The following is a 16,066-nucleotide window of genomic DNA, read 5'->3' on the forward strand; positions in this document are numbered from 1 at the left end:
GTCGCAATCCCCTGGGCCCCCTCGGTTGTCAGGGGGGGCCACGGAACGCTTCGTCCAAAGTTGATCCGCGTTAGCCACCGCCGACGAAGGTCACGAGCTCGATCGTGTCGCCGTCGGCCAGCGGCCGGTCGTAGTCGGCGGCGCGGCGGAGGCGCTTGTTCACCTCAACGGCGACCTGGTTGGGCGTGAGCTTCAACCGAGCCAAAAGCGACGCCACCGTCGCGTCGGCCGGAAGCTGCTTGGGCTCGCCGTTGACGGTCACGCGCATCGTGCCCGACTCAGAGATTTGCGGCTGCTCGTCCACGCCCCTACCTTATCGGGCCAGCTCGACGGATCGGGCTGGGCCACCTCGCATTCGTCAACGAACCCCATCTCAGCGTGATCTTCGAACGCCTGCTCGGCATCGTCAGCGTCGACCTGGGCATCGACCTCGGCACGGCCAACACGCTCGTCTGCACCAGCCAGAGCGGCATCGTCCTCAACGAGCCCTCCGTCGTCGCCGTCAACACCCGCACCGGCAAGGTCATGAACGACGGCATGGCCGTCGGTCAGGTCGCCAAGGAAATGCTCGGCCGAACGCCCGGCGGCATCGCGGCCGTCCGTCCGCTCAAGGACGGCGTCATCAGCGACTTCGAAGTCACCGAGGCCATGCTGCGGTACTTCATCCGCAAGGCCACCGGCAAAAAGTGGGTCTCGCCACGCGTCGTCATCGCGATTCCCGGCGGCATCACGCAGGTGGAAAAGCGGGCCGTCAAACTTGCGGCCGAGCGTGCGGGTGGACGCCGGATCTACCTCGTCGCAGAGCCGTTTGCCGCGGCCATCGGTGCGGGTCTGCCGGTGAGCGATCCGACGGCCTCGATGATCATCGACATCGGCGGCGGTACGACGGACGTGGCGATCATCAGTCTGGCCGACGTGAGCGTGAGTCAGTCGGTCCGCGTGGCGGGTGACGACTTCGACGAGGCGATCGTCGAGCACATGAAGAAGAACTACAACATGGCCATCGGCCCGACGACGGCCGAGCAGATCAAGGTCGAGATCGGCTCGGCCGGTCCCGAAGACGGCTTCGACGAGAGCCAGCCCATGCAGGTCCGCGGCCGCGACCTGATCGGCGGATTGCCGCGGAAGGTCGACATCACGCCCGAAGAAATCCGCGAGGCCCTGAGCGAGCCCGTCAGCCGGATCGTCGAAGCGGTGACCCGCACGCTCGAACAGTGCCCGCCCGAACTCGCGGCCGACCTGGTCCAGAACGGCATCACCCTCGCCGGCGGCAGCGCGCTCTTGCGTGGCTTGCCCCGCGTCATCTCCACCGCGACGGGCCTCGACGCGAAACTCGCCGACGACCCGCTCACCTGCGTCGCCCGCGGCACCAGCGTCTTCATCGACAACCTTGAGACGTTCAAGGAAACGATGGAGAGCGACGAGGACGATTACTGATTACCGAGTCCTTCGAACGCTTATCCGACCTCTGGTTTGAAGCCGTAACGCAGAGCGCAGCGTCGCGCCGGGTCTGGTCGTCGCGCCCGACGCGACGCTGCGCTCTGCGTTGCGGCTTCGATGGAATCACTCGTCGTGCGTGACTCCGTTCAGTGGTCGTCGGTATCGTCCTCGAAGTGCGTCGCAATCGAACCGGACGACTCTTCGGAGGACTGATCGCAGGCGCGATCGCGTCGGCGCTGTTCGCGCCGGTGTTGCCCTGGTTGACGACGGGCATCGGAGTCCTGCTGACGCCCGTCTCGCACCCGTCGGGACTCGCGGGATCGACCGTCTCGGGCTGGTTCGAGGACGACGCTGACGAGACCGACCCGCGCGACGACGAGGCGCTTGCACGCGAAAACCTCCTGCTCCGCCAACAGAACGAGCGCCTCCACGGGGAGCTCGCGATCCTCAAGCGACTCAACGCCGACCGTGCCCACCTCGGACAGTCACTGCGGACCCTGACCACGCCCGCCGCCATCACGGCCCGACGCGAGGGCGAGGGCGACCGCATGACGGTCGCTTCAGTCGACGCGCTGCCCGCGGGATCGCCCGTCCTTGCCGTCGACGAGGGCATCGTTGGGATCGTCGGGACCGTCGCATCGTCAATGAGCCGCGTGGCCGAGGTTCGGCTGACGATCGACCCGGAACACCGGCCGTTCGGGGCGCAGTTCGTCATCTTCGACGAGGCCGCCAACCTGATCGTCCTGCCGACCGAGCCCTTTGTCCTCAGCGGCACTGCCGGCGGCGAGCTCGTCGTCGCGCGGCACCGGACCGTCGACCTCGAAGAGGCCGGCGTCGAGCCGGGCGTCTGGGCACTCCTCCGCGACGACGACTGGCCCGAACCCCTCGCCGGCGTTCGCGTCGGCAAGGTCATGGCGATCGAGTCGCTCTCGACGGAGTCCGGCTTCAGTCGCGTCATCCTCCAACCCGCCGCCGACGTCGACCGGCTCCGCGAGGTGCAGGTCTACACGGGCAGTTAATCCTCTCCGTCATCCTGAGCGAGCGCAGTGAGTCGAGGGAATTCGTCTGGTTGTCGGTGCAGGGCCAGGCGAGGTCCCTCGGCTGCGCTCGGGATGGCGGAGAGGGAGGCAAGCGTGCGCTACCGTCGGTCGATTCGACAGCTGCCGTTCATCCTGCTGGCGTACGTCGCGCTCGGACTGCAACGCGGGCTCGAGCCGTTCCTGACGCACCGATTCGGCGGCGGCGGGTGGGCACAGGTCGACCTGCCCTACGTCGCGGCGGCCGGGATCGCGGCGATGGTTCCGCGGGAGTCGGCAGGCGTGGCGGCGTTCCTCGTCGGGCTGGCCCACGACGTCACTGCCGGCGGGCCGATTGGGCCGAGGGCCGTCGGTTACGGACTGGCAGGTCTGATCATCGCCCGGAGCCAACCGCGCTCGCCGGCCGTCTTTGCGGGACTCGCATCAGCCGGAGCGATCGTCGCGGCACTGGTCGTCTGGCTGCTGATCGCGCTCGGCGGCGGGCGACAGACGATCGTCGGCGGGTCGACCACCGGCCTCTTCACCGCAGCCGTCGCCGCCCTCATGGCCTGGCCGACGTGGAAGTTACGCACGCGACTTTCCGCCGCCGATCGTCGCCTGTAACCTCGGCGTACCACCAGTCCACGGAAGGACGCTCATGTTTGAAAGACGCGCACGAGGCGTGCTCGCCCTGCTCATCCTCGCCTGCTGCGGCTTGCTCGCAAGAGCGGCCCAGGTCCAGCTTGTCGAGTCCGAAAGCTGGCAAGCCGCCGCCGAGGCCGCGCTCACACGCACCTCGCTCACCGAAGCCGCCCGCGGCCGCCTGCTCGATCGCCACGGCCAGGTCATCGCCCACGACGTGCCGTGCAACGACGCGGCGATGGCCTACTGGTTCGTCCAGGACCCGCCCGACCCGAACCGCCTCTGGCTCGTCGCACGCGACCTCGCCCGCCAAACGCCCGGCTACCGCGCCGCCACGACCGCCGAACAGGTTCGCCGCGTCGAGGCCGCGATGCCCGAAGCCCAGCAGCGGATCGACGCGCTGTGGCACCAGCTCGCCACGATCGGCGAGGTCACGGGCAACGAGATGTCTCTGCGTCGACGCACGATCCTCGAACGCGTCGAGGCCCGTCGTCGCGACGTCGTCCTGCGTCGCTATCAGCGCGCGATGGCCGAGCACGAGCAGCAAGACGCCTCGCCTTGGTGGCGGAAGTTCCTTCTCGGCAACGAAGACGCCCCGCCGGAGCTGGCGGAGTTTGAAGAGCCCATCGCCGACGAGGAGCAGGCGCATGTCGTCCTGCGCGACATCAGCAACGAGCAGTACAACCAGCTCGTCAAGCTCCGGGCCGACCTCCTGCCGACGTTGTCCGAGTCGCTGCGACTCACCGCTGGCAGCACGCGCGTCTATCCGTCGGGAACCACCGCCGCCCACGTCGTCGGGCGCATCGGCGAGGTCGACGCGAACGACATCGAGCGCGACCCCGAGCTCGACGACGAGCTTCGTCGCTTCCTGCCGGGCGACCTCACGGGCAAAGGCGGACTCGAAGCCCTGGCCGAGCGACAGCTCCGCGGCACGCGCGGCCGAATCGAGCGCGACCTCGCCGCTGGCGGTCGCGACATCGAGGCAGAGCCCGTTGCCGGCGTCGACGTCACGACGACGCTCGACCTCGACCTGTGCGACGACGTGCGCGAGGCCTTCAATCACGTCGATTTCCGCTGGCCAGCCGAATATCCCGGCGAGCCGACCGAGCACCGCATCGAGGTCGGCCCGATGTACGGCTCGGCCGTCGTGATCGACGTCGAGTCGGGAGGCGTTTTGGCGATGGTCAGCGCGCCCGACTACGACGCCAACGAATACGTCGAGCTCTCGCAAGACCTCTGGGCCGACGAGATGAATCGGCCGCTGCTGAACCGCGCGACGCTCTTCGCCACGACGCCCGGCAGCACGGTCAAGCCGCTCGTCGGACTCGGCGCGATCTCCGACGGCCTGATCGATCCGAGCGACACCATCTGCTGCGACGGCCACCTGCACATCCACATCGACGGCAAGCTGACCACCTTCACGCAGAGCTTCCGCTGCTGGACGGCCAAGATGTTCCCCAACAGCGTGCAGGGCCACCAGATGCCGCCGCAGGACCCGCACCCGACGCCGGGACTCAACCCGTTCGACCCGAACCCGGGCGACCTGACCTTTGCCGACGCGATCCAGCGGTCGTGCAACATCTTCTTCGAAACGCTCGGCCATCAGGGCGGGCACGAACAGCTCTCGAGCTGGCTCGGCCAGTTCGGCCTGGGCGAGCCGACCGGCATCGGCCTGCCTGAGAAACGGGGTCTGACCCCGTTCCTCGTCGAAGGCGCGACGGCCGCCGAGCAGATGCGCAGCGCCATCTTCGGCTCGATGGGTCAGGGTGCTGTCGAAGCCACGCCAATGCAGATGGCAGACGTCGCCGCGACCTTGGCGCGTGATGGCAAACGCCTTCGGCCGCGGCTGGTCGACGACGGAACGCGCGACGTCGTCGATCTCGGCCTCGATCGCGTCGCCCTCGACCAGATGCACCGCGGCATGGAGGCCGTCGTCAACACGCGCGGCGGCAGCGGATATCGCATCAACGAACGACTGCCCGTCACCATCGCCGGCAAGACCGGCTCGGCCCAGGCGTTCCGGCTCACGCTCGCCGAACGCGACCTCGACGGCCAGCCCGTCCGCGATGACAACGGCCGCATCAGGTACCGCCGCATGGACGACCTCTCGACCCGCGGCAAACCCAATCCGGCCGCGCCGTGGTATCGCCGCAGCAACCACCCGAGCGAGGAGCGCGTCGAGGTGACGCACGCCTGGTTCATCGGCTACGCCCCGGCCGACGACCCGAAGGTCGCCTTCGCCGTCTTCGTCGAGTACGGCGGCTCCGGCGGCTACTCCGCCGGCAGCGTCGCAGCGCAGATCGTTCAAGCCCTCACGAACCGTGGCTACCTCCAAGCCAAGCGAACCCCCGACCCCGACCGACCGGGATATTTTGTCGTCACGCATTGAGCCTCGACGAAAACACCACGATATCAGTGAAATCCGCGCATCCTCACGATCGTTGAAGCCGAAGGCTGAGCGAAGCGATGCCTCGGAACGAGGGGCCAGTGGTTGTCGTTCCGAGGCATCGCTTCGCTCAACCTCCGGCTTCGTCTCGTTGACTCGGTGTACTGATTGTCGGGGTCGATCGACCTTCGATGAGCGACACCATGCAGAAGACCGAGACCCAAACCGTCTACCGGGGCAATCGCATCGACATCGAACGTCACACGTTCGTCGACGCGTCGGGACGCGAAGTCACCAAGGAGATCGGACGCCACGTCGGCGCATGCTGCGTCCTGGCGATGCCCGATCCGGACCACGTCGTGCTGATCCGCAACCGACGTGCGGCACTCGACGACGTGCTCTGGGAACTCCCCGCCGGCACGCTCGAACCGCCCGAGCCGCCGATCGAGACGGCGAAGCGCGAGCTCGTCGAAGAGGCCGGCTTCGTCGCGGGCCACATCGAGCCGCTGCTCACCTTCTGGACAGCGCCTGGCCTGTGGGACGAGAAGATGCACGCCTTCCTCGCCACAGATCTCACGCCCGCCGAGCAGGCACTCGAAGCCGGCGAAGAGATCGAGCCACACGTCCTGCCCTACGCCGACGCCCTCGACCTCATCCGCACCGGCGACCTCGTCGACGGCAAGTCGATGACCACGCTCCTCTGGTACGACCGCTTCCGACGTCAGAAGTAGGGTGGACCCAGGTCCACCTCCGGACGCAGATGGTGGACCGGGGCCGGCCCTACGAGCTTGCCCGCGTCGCCCCCTCCGTCATCCTGAGCGAGCGCAGCGAGTCGAAGGACCTCGCAGCGACACGCCACAGCAGACGCGTCCAACGGCGAGGTCCCTCGGCTGCGCTCGGGATGACAGAGAAGGAACCCGCCACTCACTCCTCGATCAGCAGCTCTTCGCCTGGAATGGTGCGGAACACCTCTTCCGTGCTCGTCTGCCCACGGGCGACCTGGAGCAGCGCGGCCTTGCGGAACTCGAGCATGCCGTCCTTGATCGCCTGCTGACGCACCTCGGTCGCGCGGGCGTTGTTGGCGATCAGCGTGCGGATCGACGGCGTGATCTCCATGATCTCGAAGACGCCCGTCCGGCCGCGGTAACCGCTCATGTGGTTGCTCTCGGCAGGCACGGGCGCGTAGAGCTTTTCGCCCTCGCCGGGCTGGAGCATGTCGCGGATGTCCTCGAAGGCGTCAGTTCCAAGGTCCATCTCGCGACGCGTCTCCGGGTCGAGCGTGCGGACCAGCCGCTGGGCGACCACACCGCGCAATCCCCCGGCGAGGAAGTGGTCCGGAATGCCATACGCCCGCATGCTCTGGACGGCCCCGGCGGTGCTCTGGGCGTGAAGCGTGGCAAAGACCAGGATGCCGCTGTTGGCCGCACGGACAGCGGTCATGGCGGTTTCGGCGTCGCGTACCTCGCCGACCATGATGACGTCGGGATTCTGCCGCAGGACCGCCCGCAGCAGCTCCGCGAAGCCAAGGCCGATGTCGTGGTTCACCTGCGTCTGACGCAGGCCTTCGACGCTGTACTCGACAGGGTCTTCGATCGTGTTGATCTTGCGGGAGCCGTCATTGAGGCTCATGAGCGTCGCGTACAGCGTGGCCGTCTTGCCGCTGCCCGTCGGGCCGGTGATGAGCACGAGCCCGCCCGGGTTGCCGATCATGCGGCGGTACTTGGACAGCTGCTTCTCGAACATGCCGAGGTTGTCGAGCTTGTAGAGATTTGCGTCGCGGTTGAAGAGCCGCATCGCCGCGTCTTCGCCGTAAAGCGTCGGGATGACGCTGACGCGGAGGTCGACGCTGCCCATCTCGTCGTTGGCCTTGTGAGACGGCGTCCAGATCCATCGCCCCTCGTCGGGCTGACGTGCGTCGCCGCCGGTCATGCGGGCGTTGTTTTTGACGTACGCCACGGCCCGCTTGCCCTGGTCGCGCGACATGCTGGCGATCTGCCGGACCACGCCCAGGTGCCGGACCTCCACGACGACGCGATTGTCGTACGCACAGAAGAACAGGTCACTCGACCCCATGGCCGCCGCGCGGGCGACGAGCCGATCGACGGCCTCCTCGGCCGAGAGAATGGCGACGTCGGTCTGCGGAATCTCGGAAGCGACGCCGGGCGTGCCGGGAGTGGTGGTCATGAGATCGGAAAGGAGGAGGGCGAAGGGAGGAGGGAGGAAGGCCGGAAGCGACAGGGTGGAACGACCTGGCCTCGTTCAGTGCTTCGTGCTGACTCACCCGCCGTTGGCGGCGGCGACTTCTTTGGCGGCGGCTTCGTCGTCGACGATCGGGACGACGCGGCCGACCTTCAGCAGGTCGAGCACCTGTCGGACGGCGGGCTGGACCTCGTAGACGACGAACGTGCCGCCACCGTCGGCAACCTTCTTATGCGAGCCGATCAGCCAGCCGACGGCCGACGAGTCGATGTACTGGGTGTCACCCATGTCGAGCAGGATGCGGCTGCCGGACCAGTTCTGGCCGATGACGCCGCTGAGCGGGTTGTCGCCGGCGGGGTCGATGTCGGCGGAGGTGATGTTGCCGCTCGTTGCGATCTTGACGATGCCGTCACGCTCGATGGACACCAGTTGCAGCTTCATAGTGGTCTTGGGGTGGGCCTGAACGCTCGAATAGGGCCGCCTGAGGGCTCGCCGAAGGGAGCCGATCCCGTCGGATCGGGACATGCCGGCCTTGCGGTTTGGCCGGCTTGAGACGGTAGCACAAGCCTGCCAACGGCGAAACGGACCCGTCAGGGCCGATCACGCCAGCAAGACCCGGCCTCGTCCTGCTCGTCGCACCGCACGGGGCGAACTTTCGAGCAGCGACACCGTCGGCTAGACTCATCGGCTCGCTCGGGGCAACGGATGACCTCGAGCGGCCGAAGTCGACCGAACCGTCATGCCGCTGCTCTTCGAGATTTACTCCGGCGGGCGACGATTGACCGACTACCTCGTCCGAGGCGGCCACGCTACCGGACCAGAAAGCCTGCCGCTGGCCGGACGCGTCGCCTTCGAGGAGGGCCTGCTCCGCGTGGAAGTCGGCGAGTCGGACGTCATCGACCCGTACGGCGCCAGCAGCGACCCCGGCGACGAAGCCGCCGCTTACGCCAATCGCCCCGCCGACGCGCCAGCCGTGGGCGTGTCGCTCCTGTGGGACGCGGGCAGCGCCGGCGAGTACGTGCTGGAGACGCCACGCCTTCCGCCGACGCACGAGCCGTACATCCTGAACGTCGAGCTGGCGCGGCATCGGCTGATGCGGCTGATGCAGAAGCAGGAGGATTGGAACCTCTGGGACCTCACGCCCGCTGCTGGCGCTGTCGCCCGGGCCAAGTCGGCCATGTTGATCTTCGCCGAGGCGTTGAGCCTCCTCGACGATCGCCCCGCCGCCTCGATGAAGGCCGACGAAGCCCTGGCCGTCGCCATCCAGGCGGGCGAGATGTTGGCCCGCGTGCACGGCGATCTGCTCATGCAGCGACGCCGCCGAGCCGGCCTGCCGCGGACGCTCTTTGGTGTTCGCGCCGACGTCACCGGCAACGCACCACTCGGCAACGCCGCTTATCGCAGTGCGATCCTCAAACACTTCGACTGCGTCAGCGTCCCGATGCCGTGGCGTCTGATGCAACCCGAAGAAGAGACCTTCGAGACGGCCTCCGTCGACGCGGCCGTCGATCTCGCAGCGCGGGCGAAGCTGCCGATCGTCGCCGGGCCGCTGATCGATCTGTCCGATACGCCAGAGCCGGCCGGCAAAAGCGGCTCGGGCGGCGGCGCGTTGACTGCGGGCGGCGTGCCGGAGTGGTTGTTCCTCTACGAGAACAATTTCGAGGCACTTCGTGATCTGGCGTTTAACTACGTTCGTGCGATTGTGCAGCGCTATCGCCGCGTCGTCAAACTATGGAATGTCGTCTCCGGCATTCATGCAGCACAGAGCTTCGGCCTGACTTTCGAGCAGATGATCGAGCTGACCCGATTGCTGGTCGGGCAGGTCAAAGCCGTGTTGCCCGGGGCCAAGACGCTCGTCACGATTCGCCAACCCTTCGGCGAATATCTGACGGCCGCGAGCGGCTCGGCGACGGCCGTTCCGCCGATGTTGTATGCGGAAATGGTGAGTCAGAGCGGTGTGCAGGTCGACGGCTTTGGCGTGGAAATCGTCACCGGCCGGCCGACGCATGGAAGGCGGGTTCGCGACCTATTTCAGATCAGTGCGATGCTGGATCGGTTTGCAACATTGGGCAAACCTCTATTCGTCACCAGCGTCTCGTGCCCCGACACAACCGGGGGCGACGCCGGCAAGGCGGGACGCTGGGCGGGACCGTGGAGCCGTGAGGTTCAGGCGGCGTGGCTTCGCGACGTGTACAACGTCTCGCTCGCCAAGCCGTACGTGGAGAACGTCGCCTGGTCGGACCTCGTCGACGGCCCGCACAACCAGATCGACGGCGGCGGATTGCTGGACGATCTGCTGGTCGCCAAACCGGCGGCGCAGACGCTGCAACAGATCCGATCCGCCGCCCGGCCGTACCTTCGCGCGGGTCGCGGGACAGTCGCCAACGCCCCGGCGGCGGCCGCCAGTCGTGAGGCGGGGACGCCGTCGGGCAGTCGGTCGTAGTCGGGTCGCCGCATGGACAGAGTTGAGCCGTTTCCCGAGTCCGAAGGGTCGCCGCCGGGTACGGGCCAGGACCCGGCCGAGTGGCCGGCGCGAAAACGCTGGTTCTGGTCGACGCAGCAATTTCGTGCAGTCGCGGCAGTTTCGGCGGTTTTGCTCGCGCTCTACGTGGTGCAGCGACTGGCTCGGCCGACGCTCCTCGCCGACCCGCCGCCACCCGTCGGCGAGCTCGCGCCCGACCTGCTGGACCGGCTCGACCCCAACGTCGCAACCCTCGGCGAGCTGTCGGCCCTTCCGGACATCGGGCCCGCCAAGGCCGAGGCGATCGTCGCGTTTCGCGAGTCCACGGATCGCGTGCCGGCGTTCCGCTCGACCGGCGACCTGCAGGACGTCCGCGGGATCGGCCCGGCGATCGTCGCCAAGCTCCGGCCGCACCTGTTTTTCCCTGATAAAGCCGCAGTTTCAGGCGGCCAGACGACGCGGCCGGCTGGCGAGCCGTGACCGAATCGCGCCCGCAAGATCGCTCGCAGGCGGACGTTGGCCGCGGGCTTCGCGGATGTGCCGGGCCAGCTGCTGCGGGTCGAGCGAAGCGGCTCGCAGCACCGGCAAACCCTGGCCGGCTAAGGCCGGATGGCCTTCGGGCGTCGGGTCGAGCAGCACGGCGTGACGGTCCAGCAACCGATCGAACGCCTCTGCCGTCGAGGCATCTCGCGCGTCGGGCCAGCCTCTGCCAGCCAGCGTGGCCCCGGCCCGGCGAGCCAGCTTGCCGATGCCGCGGACGAAGCTCGGCGTGATGAGCCGCGCCTGCCAGAGCCCACGATCGACGTCAGCCGGATCGACGCCCGACGCGCGCAGCCGGCCGATCAGGTAGGCGTCGCGCCCACCGGCCTCGACCAGGCTGTTAGGTCGGGCCGCCAGCTCATCTGCCATGTTTTCCCAGGAAACACGCTGGCTGCTGAACTCGGCGACGCTCGCCGGCAGTGTGTCGTTGGTCGGCAAATCGAACGCGACGAGCACGCCGCGCCCACCCCCGCCACCGCTGGTCCTCTTGGGTCTCGTCCAGCCGGCGATTGCGATCTGATCGCTTCGCCAGCCCGCCGCCTGCCACGCCTCGCGCCAGCTCGCCTCAGCCAGCACGAGGTGGTCCAGGTCGTTGATCGGTGCGACAGGCGTGCGGTGCTGACTGATCCACGTGACCCACGGCAGCAGCGTCGGCACGACGCTCGGCAGATCGCGACGCAGCACATCGGCCGTCACCAACGCCGACACACCGGCCGTCGCATCGGCAAGGGCCAGCGGCGAGGCGTGTCGCGGGTCGTCGAGGTCGAGCACCCGCGCACCCAGGCCGGCCAAGGCCGACGTGAGCTGGCGACCCGCATCAGCGAGCAAGCGAAAGCCACTGCCCGCTGCGATGAGCACGGGGCCTTCAACGTCGATGGCGGGTTGTTCGAGGCGACGCTGGACCTCGCTCGCCTGCCATGCCGCCGACGCCTCGAGGGCTGACTTGGCCTGGGCGAGCAGCTCGTGGACCTTCGGCCCCTGCACGGCCTCGGCATCGCCGCACAGGTGCAGCGTCCGCGGCAAAACGCGCCCACGATGCCGCCGAGCCGACGCGGCCAGATCGTGCGTCCCTGCAAAACATGCGACTTTCCCCGACGAAATCGCATCGGAGACGTCGCCGCAACCCAAGGCCAAGCGCAGCGATCGCACGTCGGGCCAGACGACAAAGAGGCTTTGGCCGGTCTCGAGTCGGTCCACGATCGCGCGGACGTGGGCGAGGTGGTTGGGCGCGACGAGCAGGATCGCACCGTGCGACGCGTCGAAGTCTTTGGTCAGCCGCTGACCGACGCGTGTCGGCAAGAGCGACCCGCCCAGCCAGCGATCGCCTACGCGTGCGGTCAGGCTGCCGTCGCGCCCGCGGAGCCACGTGACGCCCGGTCCGAAGCCGCCGGTTGCGAGGTCATTCCACTGTTGCCCGTCGACCCGGACCAGCGCACGAGCGTTCGCCTGGAGGTTGGCCAACGCCTCGGCCTGGAGTTTTTCACGGGAACCGGACACCTCTCGTTTATCGGAGTCGCCCGCGTAACCTCTGCACGTGCCCGACGTCTCTGCCGGTTTCCGCTTCGTCAAGATGCACGGCGCGGGCAACGACTACGTGTACGTCGACGCGTCGGCTGAGACACTGCCGAGCGATCTGCCGGCCTTGGCTCGCCGTGTCAGCAATCGCCACTTCGGCATCGGCGGTGACGGCTTGATCGTCGTCCATCCACCCACGCAAGCCGGCTCGGCCGACGTGCGGATGCAGATGTTCAACATCGACGGCAGCGAGGGCTCGATGTGCGGCAACGGCATTCGCTGCGTCGCCAAGTTCGCGGTCGACGAGGGTCTTGTGCAGGCCGACGCGACGAGGCTTCGCGTTGACACTGCGTCGGGAATCAAGGAAATCGAGCTGATTCGCGAGGCCGGCGAGGTCGTCGGGGCAACGGTCGACATGGGCCGACCCGGCTTCGGCGTCGAGGCGGTCGGTGCGGACCCGACGAAGCTGGCCGTCGACGAGACGCACGTCACGCCCGTCGGCCTTGCCCGGCAGGCGGTGCTCGTCTCGACCGGCAACCCGCACGCGGTCGTCTTCGTGGGCGATCTCGAGGACGTGGACGTGCCGAGCGAAGGCCCGGCGTGGTCCGGCCACGAGGCGTTCGGCGGTGGCATCAACGCCCACTTTGCAGAGGTTCTGAGCCGGAATCACCTTCGCGTCATCCACTGGGAACGCGGCAGCGGCCCGACTCTGGCGTGCGGCACCGGCGCCTGCGCCACCCTTGCCGCCGCAGTTCGACTCGGCCTCGCCGACCGCTCTGCCCGCGTCGATGTCCCCGGCGGACGGCTCGACATTCGATGGGACGAAGGCTCCGACCACCTCTTCATGTCCGGTCCCGCCGAGACGACCTTCCACGGCACCTGGGCCGGCTGAGGCGACACGAAAAAGCCCCGACGCTCGACGAGGAGCACCGGGGCTTCGGAGGGCAGATGCCCGAGGCAGATTTCGAGTCAGCGTGAGCGACGAGCGAGCAAGCTTCCAAGGCCGAGCAGCCCCGCCGCTGCGGCACCCGGCTCAGGGATCGGCGTGACGTCGATGGCGACGTCGTCGAACGAGGTGATCAGCGGGTTGCCAGCCGGCATGGAGGTCTGGACGCCGTAGAGGCCGGCACCGAGGCCGACGTCGACGGCATCGACCGTTCCCGAGAGCACCTGCAGCGTCGCGCCGGTCGGGTTGTCCGCGGCGTCGGGCGTGAAGGTCGCCGTGAGGTTGAGGTCGCCATTGCCATCGACCACGCCGACGAGGCTTAGATCGAAAGCGACCGCGTCTTCGGTGCCTGCGCCGAAGGAGCCCGTCACCAAGCCGTTGGCACCGAAGTCGAACGAGTCGAGGACAGTCTCGCCGTCCAGCAGCTCGAGGACGAAGGTGGCGTTGAAGTTGAGCGCCGTCGCCCGGATTCGTGCGTGGTAGCCGAGGTCGAGATCGGCGTTGAAGCTGGTCTGATCGCTCGCAGCAGCGAACACGCCGATCTGCCCACCAGACGATCGGATTCGCTCCGGAGAGACGGACGCGCTGACGCTGAAGCCGCTGAATGCGGTCGCGTCGGCGATCTGTCCGCGGGCTCGCTCGCCGGCAGGGTTGCCCGGGATCGAGTTCAAACCAGCCGGAAGCTCGACCTGCAGCGCATCGTCGCCGACGCCCTGGTTGACGATCGAGAACAGCGCCTCGCTGTTCTGCGACACAAGGCCGAGCGCCTGCGAGCCAGTCGTCTCACCGTCGAAGTCTTCGGTGATCGGAGCAGCACCAGCAGATGCGACAAGACCGGTGCCGATCACGGCGGCGGCAAGAAGGGTTGGGGTTGAAGTCATTGTTCTCCTCCAGAGAGTGAAGTGGTTGCGGGGTTCAGCAGACGTGTGGCGTGGCGGCCGACCGGAGCACTTGGGTCGGTCGGTTACTTGGGGTAGACGAGAAACTGCGACAGCGTCGCCGATGCGTCGGCTTGCGAGAGCGCGTGCCCGTCGACGTAGAGGTAGTTGGTCCGGTCGTTGTCACCGTGGCGGGATCGCGGCTTGCCCCACGGATCGATGAAGGTCGACGCCGCCGGGCCCTTACCAGCTTGGACCGGCGTGTCCATCGTCTCGGGCTCGTTGGTTTCCCACCAGGATCGGTTCAGGCTGCGGTTCCAGTTGGTGTAGTTCCGCTCCGTCCCGGAGGCATCGGTCCAGGAGATGAAGGTGCTGTCGAACGCAGAGCCGCCTGCGCGATTCCGGGTCTCGTCGAGGTGGGCCACGCCGTCCCACACCAGGGCACGCTCGGCGTTCGACTCGATCGACGTGATCTTGTACGGGGTTCGACTGACGCCACTGTGCGGCGCCTTCATCGGGTTGACCGCCAGCGTGATGTTGGGCATCAGCGCGGGATGCGCCGAGTACTGCGTCCGCGCATCAGGATCGATGTACGGCGGTGCGGACGGGCACTGGAAGGCCTCGGTGACCTCGCCGCCAGCCGCCCAGGTCGGGTCTTCCTGCGTCAGGCCGAGATAGTCGCTGATCAGGATCGGCCAGTCGGTACCGGTGCCGGCGTCGTTGTAGGCCGTGCCATCAGCAAGGAGCGGCTGCACGACCGCGAACGGCAACTGGCTGTTGTGGTCAGCGGTGTAGCCGATGATCGCAACGCCGATCTGCCGGAGGTTGCTCAGACACGCGACACTCGCCGCCGACTGCCGAGCCTTCGACAGCGTCGGCAGGAGGATCGAGACGAGCAGCGCGATGATGCCGATCACCACCAGGAGCTCCACCAGCGTGAAGCCGCGGCTGAGGCGTCGGACGGAAGAAGGTGAGCGGTTCATGAGTTCCTCCTCAAAAACGGCAGTGATGAATGGGCTCGAAGCACTACAACGGACCAGGGGCGTCCCGGTCGGATTCGCCTGATGCGTTGACGTCACGGATGCTGCTGCCTTCGCGTAGCGTGCAGCTCAAAAGCGTGCGGTCCGGCACGTCCAGCCCCTCGTGGAGCCGGCGCGCCATCTCGGCAAGTCGGCGTCCCATTTCGCGGAGCGGCAGCTCGACCGTCGTCATCGACATGCCGAACCACGCGTCGACGAGTGGGTTCTGGTCGAACGAGATGACGGACAGATCGTCCGGAACCCGCAGGCCAGCCTGGTTCACGGCAATCGACAGCAGCCGGGAGATCGGCGAGCTGCTGGCAATGAGCGCGTCGGGCCGCACCTCGTCGAGATACCGGAGCAGACGGTCGGTCTGGTCCTTCAGCGTCGTCGGCTCCAGGTCGCGCATGTGCGTGTGGGCGACGTCCGACCAGTGCAGCAGTCGGGAGTCGGTATCCACGCGATGCAGCGCGAGCGATTCGGTGTACGACCGGCACCGCGCCACCGTCCAAGGCCAGCCCTCTTCGTTGAGGATCAGGCCGATGCGGCGGTGCCCCGCGTCGGCAAGTCGGCGGACCGCCATGGCCATCGCCTGCCGGTTGTCGGCGACGACGCACGGGCGAAAGAGCTCGCTCGTCACGAGCAGCGGAATGCCAAGCCGCCCCGTGTCTCGCGGGACCAGACCAGCCGATTCGCCGAACGGCATTGCGAGCAGCACATCCGGCCGGCCGCGACGCAGACGTCTTTCGAGTTCGTCGATGTCGAACTTGCGTTGGCCGATGATCTCGGTGCGGATGCCCAGCTCCTCCGCCACGGATTCGATGCCGCCGAGGACTTCCGGGGCGAACCAGTCGTACGCGAGATCGCCGACGTTGGAGATCAGGACGGCGACACGGGCCAAGCGTGCGTCAACGGCGCGATCACTCGCATTCGACGTGTCCACGACGGCCTCCGTTTCGGGAGCGGCTGCGCCCGTCACGCGAGGCCCGACAAAGCTGCCACGGCCGGGCTGTCGGCAGATCCA

15 protein-coding genes are annotated in these 16,066 nt (G+C 67.7%); 8 read left to right on the forward strand and 7 right to left on the reverse strand.

Annotated features, from left to right (window positions below):
- Positions 1-70 precede the first annotated feature (70 nt).
- The gene (gene thiS / locus AAGI46_08590; protein MEM1012265.1) at positions 71-304 is read right to left on the reverse strand and encodes a sulfur carrier protein ThiS; all 234 of its coding nucleotides are present in this window, start codon (positions 302-304) and stop codon (positions 71-73) included.
- A 74-nt stretch (positions 305-378) separates the two neighbouring features.
- On the opposite strand from thiS, the gene AAGI46_08595 reads away from it, so the two are divergent.
- The 5 genes from AAGI46_08595 to AAGI46_08615 all read left to right on the forward strand — a co-directional run bounded on the left by AAGI46_08595 (position 379) and on the right by AAGI46_08615 (position 6,215).
- The gene (locus AAGI46_08595) at positions 379-1,437 is read left to right on the forward strand and encodes a rod shape-determining protein (protein ID MEM1012266.1); all 1,059 of its coding nucleotides are present in this window, start codon (positions 379-381) and stop codon (positions 1,435-1,437) included.
- A 176-nt stretch (positions 1,438-1,613) separates the two neighbouring features.
- Positions 1,614-2,459, forward strand: coding sequence for a rod shape-determining protein MreC (locus AAGI46_08600; GenBank protein MEM1012267.1), 846 nt, complete (start codon positions 1,614-1,616; stop codon positions 2,457-2,459).
- A gap of 114 nt (positions 2,460-2,573) precedes the next feature.
- Positions 2,574-3,080, forward strand: a complete 507-nt coding sequence (locus AAGI46_08605; GenBank protein MEM1012268.1) for a hypothetical protein — start codon at positions 2,574-2,576, stop codon at positions 3,078-3,080.
- Positions 3,081-3,114: 34 nt separating this feature from the next.
- On the forward strand, positions 3,115-5,487 hold the full coding sequence (locus AAGI46_08610) for a penicillin-binding transpeptidase domain-containing protein (protein MEM1012269.1): 2,373 nt from the start codon (positions 3,115-3,117) through the stop codon (positions 5,485-5,487).
- Positions 5,488-5,675: 188 nt separating this feature from the next.
- The gene (locus AAGI46_08615) at positions 5,676-6,215 is read left to right on the forward strand and encodes an NUDIX hydrolase (GenBank protein ID MEM1012270.1); all 540 of its coding nucleotides are present in this window, start codon (positions 5,676-5,678) and stop codon (positions 6,213-6,215) included.
- Positions 6,216-6,408: 193 nt separating this feature from the next.
- Here the strand turns inward: AAGI46_08615 and AAGI46_08620 are convergent, their stop codons facing one another.
- Positions 6,409-7,668 (reverse strand): GspE/PulE family protein, encoded by a 1,260-nt coding sequence (locus AAGI46_08620; protein MEM1012271.1) that lies wholly within the window; start codon positions 7,666-7,668, stop codon positions 6,409-6,411.
- A 93-nt stretch (positions 7,669-7,761) separates the two neighbouring features.
- Complete coding sequence (locus AAGI46_08625; GenBank protein ID MEM1012272.1) at positions 7,762-8,109, reverse strand: STAS domain-containing protein; 348 nt, start codon at positions 8,107-8,109, stop codon at positions 7,762-7,764.
- 313 nt (positions 8,110-8,422) lie between these two features.
- Between AAGI46_08625 and AAGI46_08630 the strand changes: the two genes are divergently transcribed.
- Both AAGI46_08630 and AAGI46_08635 read left to right on the forward strand, forming a co-directional pair.
- Positions 8,423-10,126, forward strand: coding sequence for a hypothetical protein (locus tag AAGI46_08630; protein MEM1012273.1), 1,704 nt, complete (start codon positions 8,423-8,425; stop codon positions 10,124-10,126).
- 12 nt (positions 10,127-10,138) lie between these two features.
- Positions 10,139-10,624 (forward strand): helix-hairpin-helix domain-containing protein, encoded by a 486-nt coding sequence (locus AAGI46_08635; GenBank protein MEM1012274.1) that lies wholly within the window; start codon positions 10,139-10,141, stop codon positions 10,622-10,624.
- Here AAGI46_08635 and AAGI46_08640 read toward each other — a convergent pair.
- The gene (locus tag AAGI46_08640; GenBank protein MEM1012275.1) at positions 10,586-12,181 is read right to left on the reverse strand and encodes a hypothetical protein; all 1,596 of its coding nucleotides are present in this window, start codon (positions 12,179-12,181) and stop codon (positions 10,586-10,588) included. The genes AAGI46_08635 and AAGI46_08640 overlap by 39 nt on opposite strands.
- Positions 12,182-12,218: 37 nt before the next feature.
- On the opposite strand from AAGI46_08640, the gene dapF reads away from it, so the two are divergent.
- Positions 12,219-13,091: a diaminopimelate epimerase gene (gene dapF, locus AAGI46_08645; protein ID MEM1012276.1), complete on the forward strand. Its 873-nt coding sequence runs from the start codon at positions 12,219-12,221 to the stop codon at positions 13,089-13,091.
- A gap of 77 nt (positions 13,092-13,168) precedes the next feature.
- Here dapF and AAGI46_08650 read toward each other — a convergent pair whose 3' ends face one another.
- The 3 genes from AAGI46_08650 to AAGI46_08660 all read right to left on the reverse strand — a co-directional run.
- The gene (locus AAGI46_08650; GenBank protein ID MEM1012277.1) at positions 13,169-14,026 is read right to left on the reverse strand and encodes a hypothetical protein; all 858 of its coding nucleotides are present in this window, start codon (positions 14,024-14,026) and stop codon (positions 13,169-13,171) included.
- Between the two features lie 83 nt (positions 14,027-14,109).
- On the reverse strand, positions 14,110-15,006 hold the full coding sequence (locus AAGI46_08655; protein ID MEM1012278.1) for a prepilin-type N-terminal cleavage/methylation domain-containing protein: 897 nt from the start codon (positions 15,004-15,006) through the stop codon (positions 14,110-14,112).
- Positions 15,007-15,049: 43 nt separating this feature from the next.
- A partial coding sequence (locus tag AAGI46_08660; GenBank protein ID MEM1012279.1) for a LacI family DNA-binding transcriptional regulator occupies positions 15,050-16,066 on the reverse strand: 1,017 nt, incomplete at its 5' end.

It is taken from the genome of Planctomycetota bacterium, from assembly GCA_038746835.1.
Classification (GTDB): domain Bacteria; phylum Planctomycetota; class Phycisphaerae; order Tepidisphaerales; family Tepidisphaeraceae; genus JBCDKH01.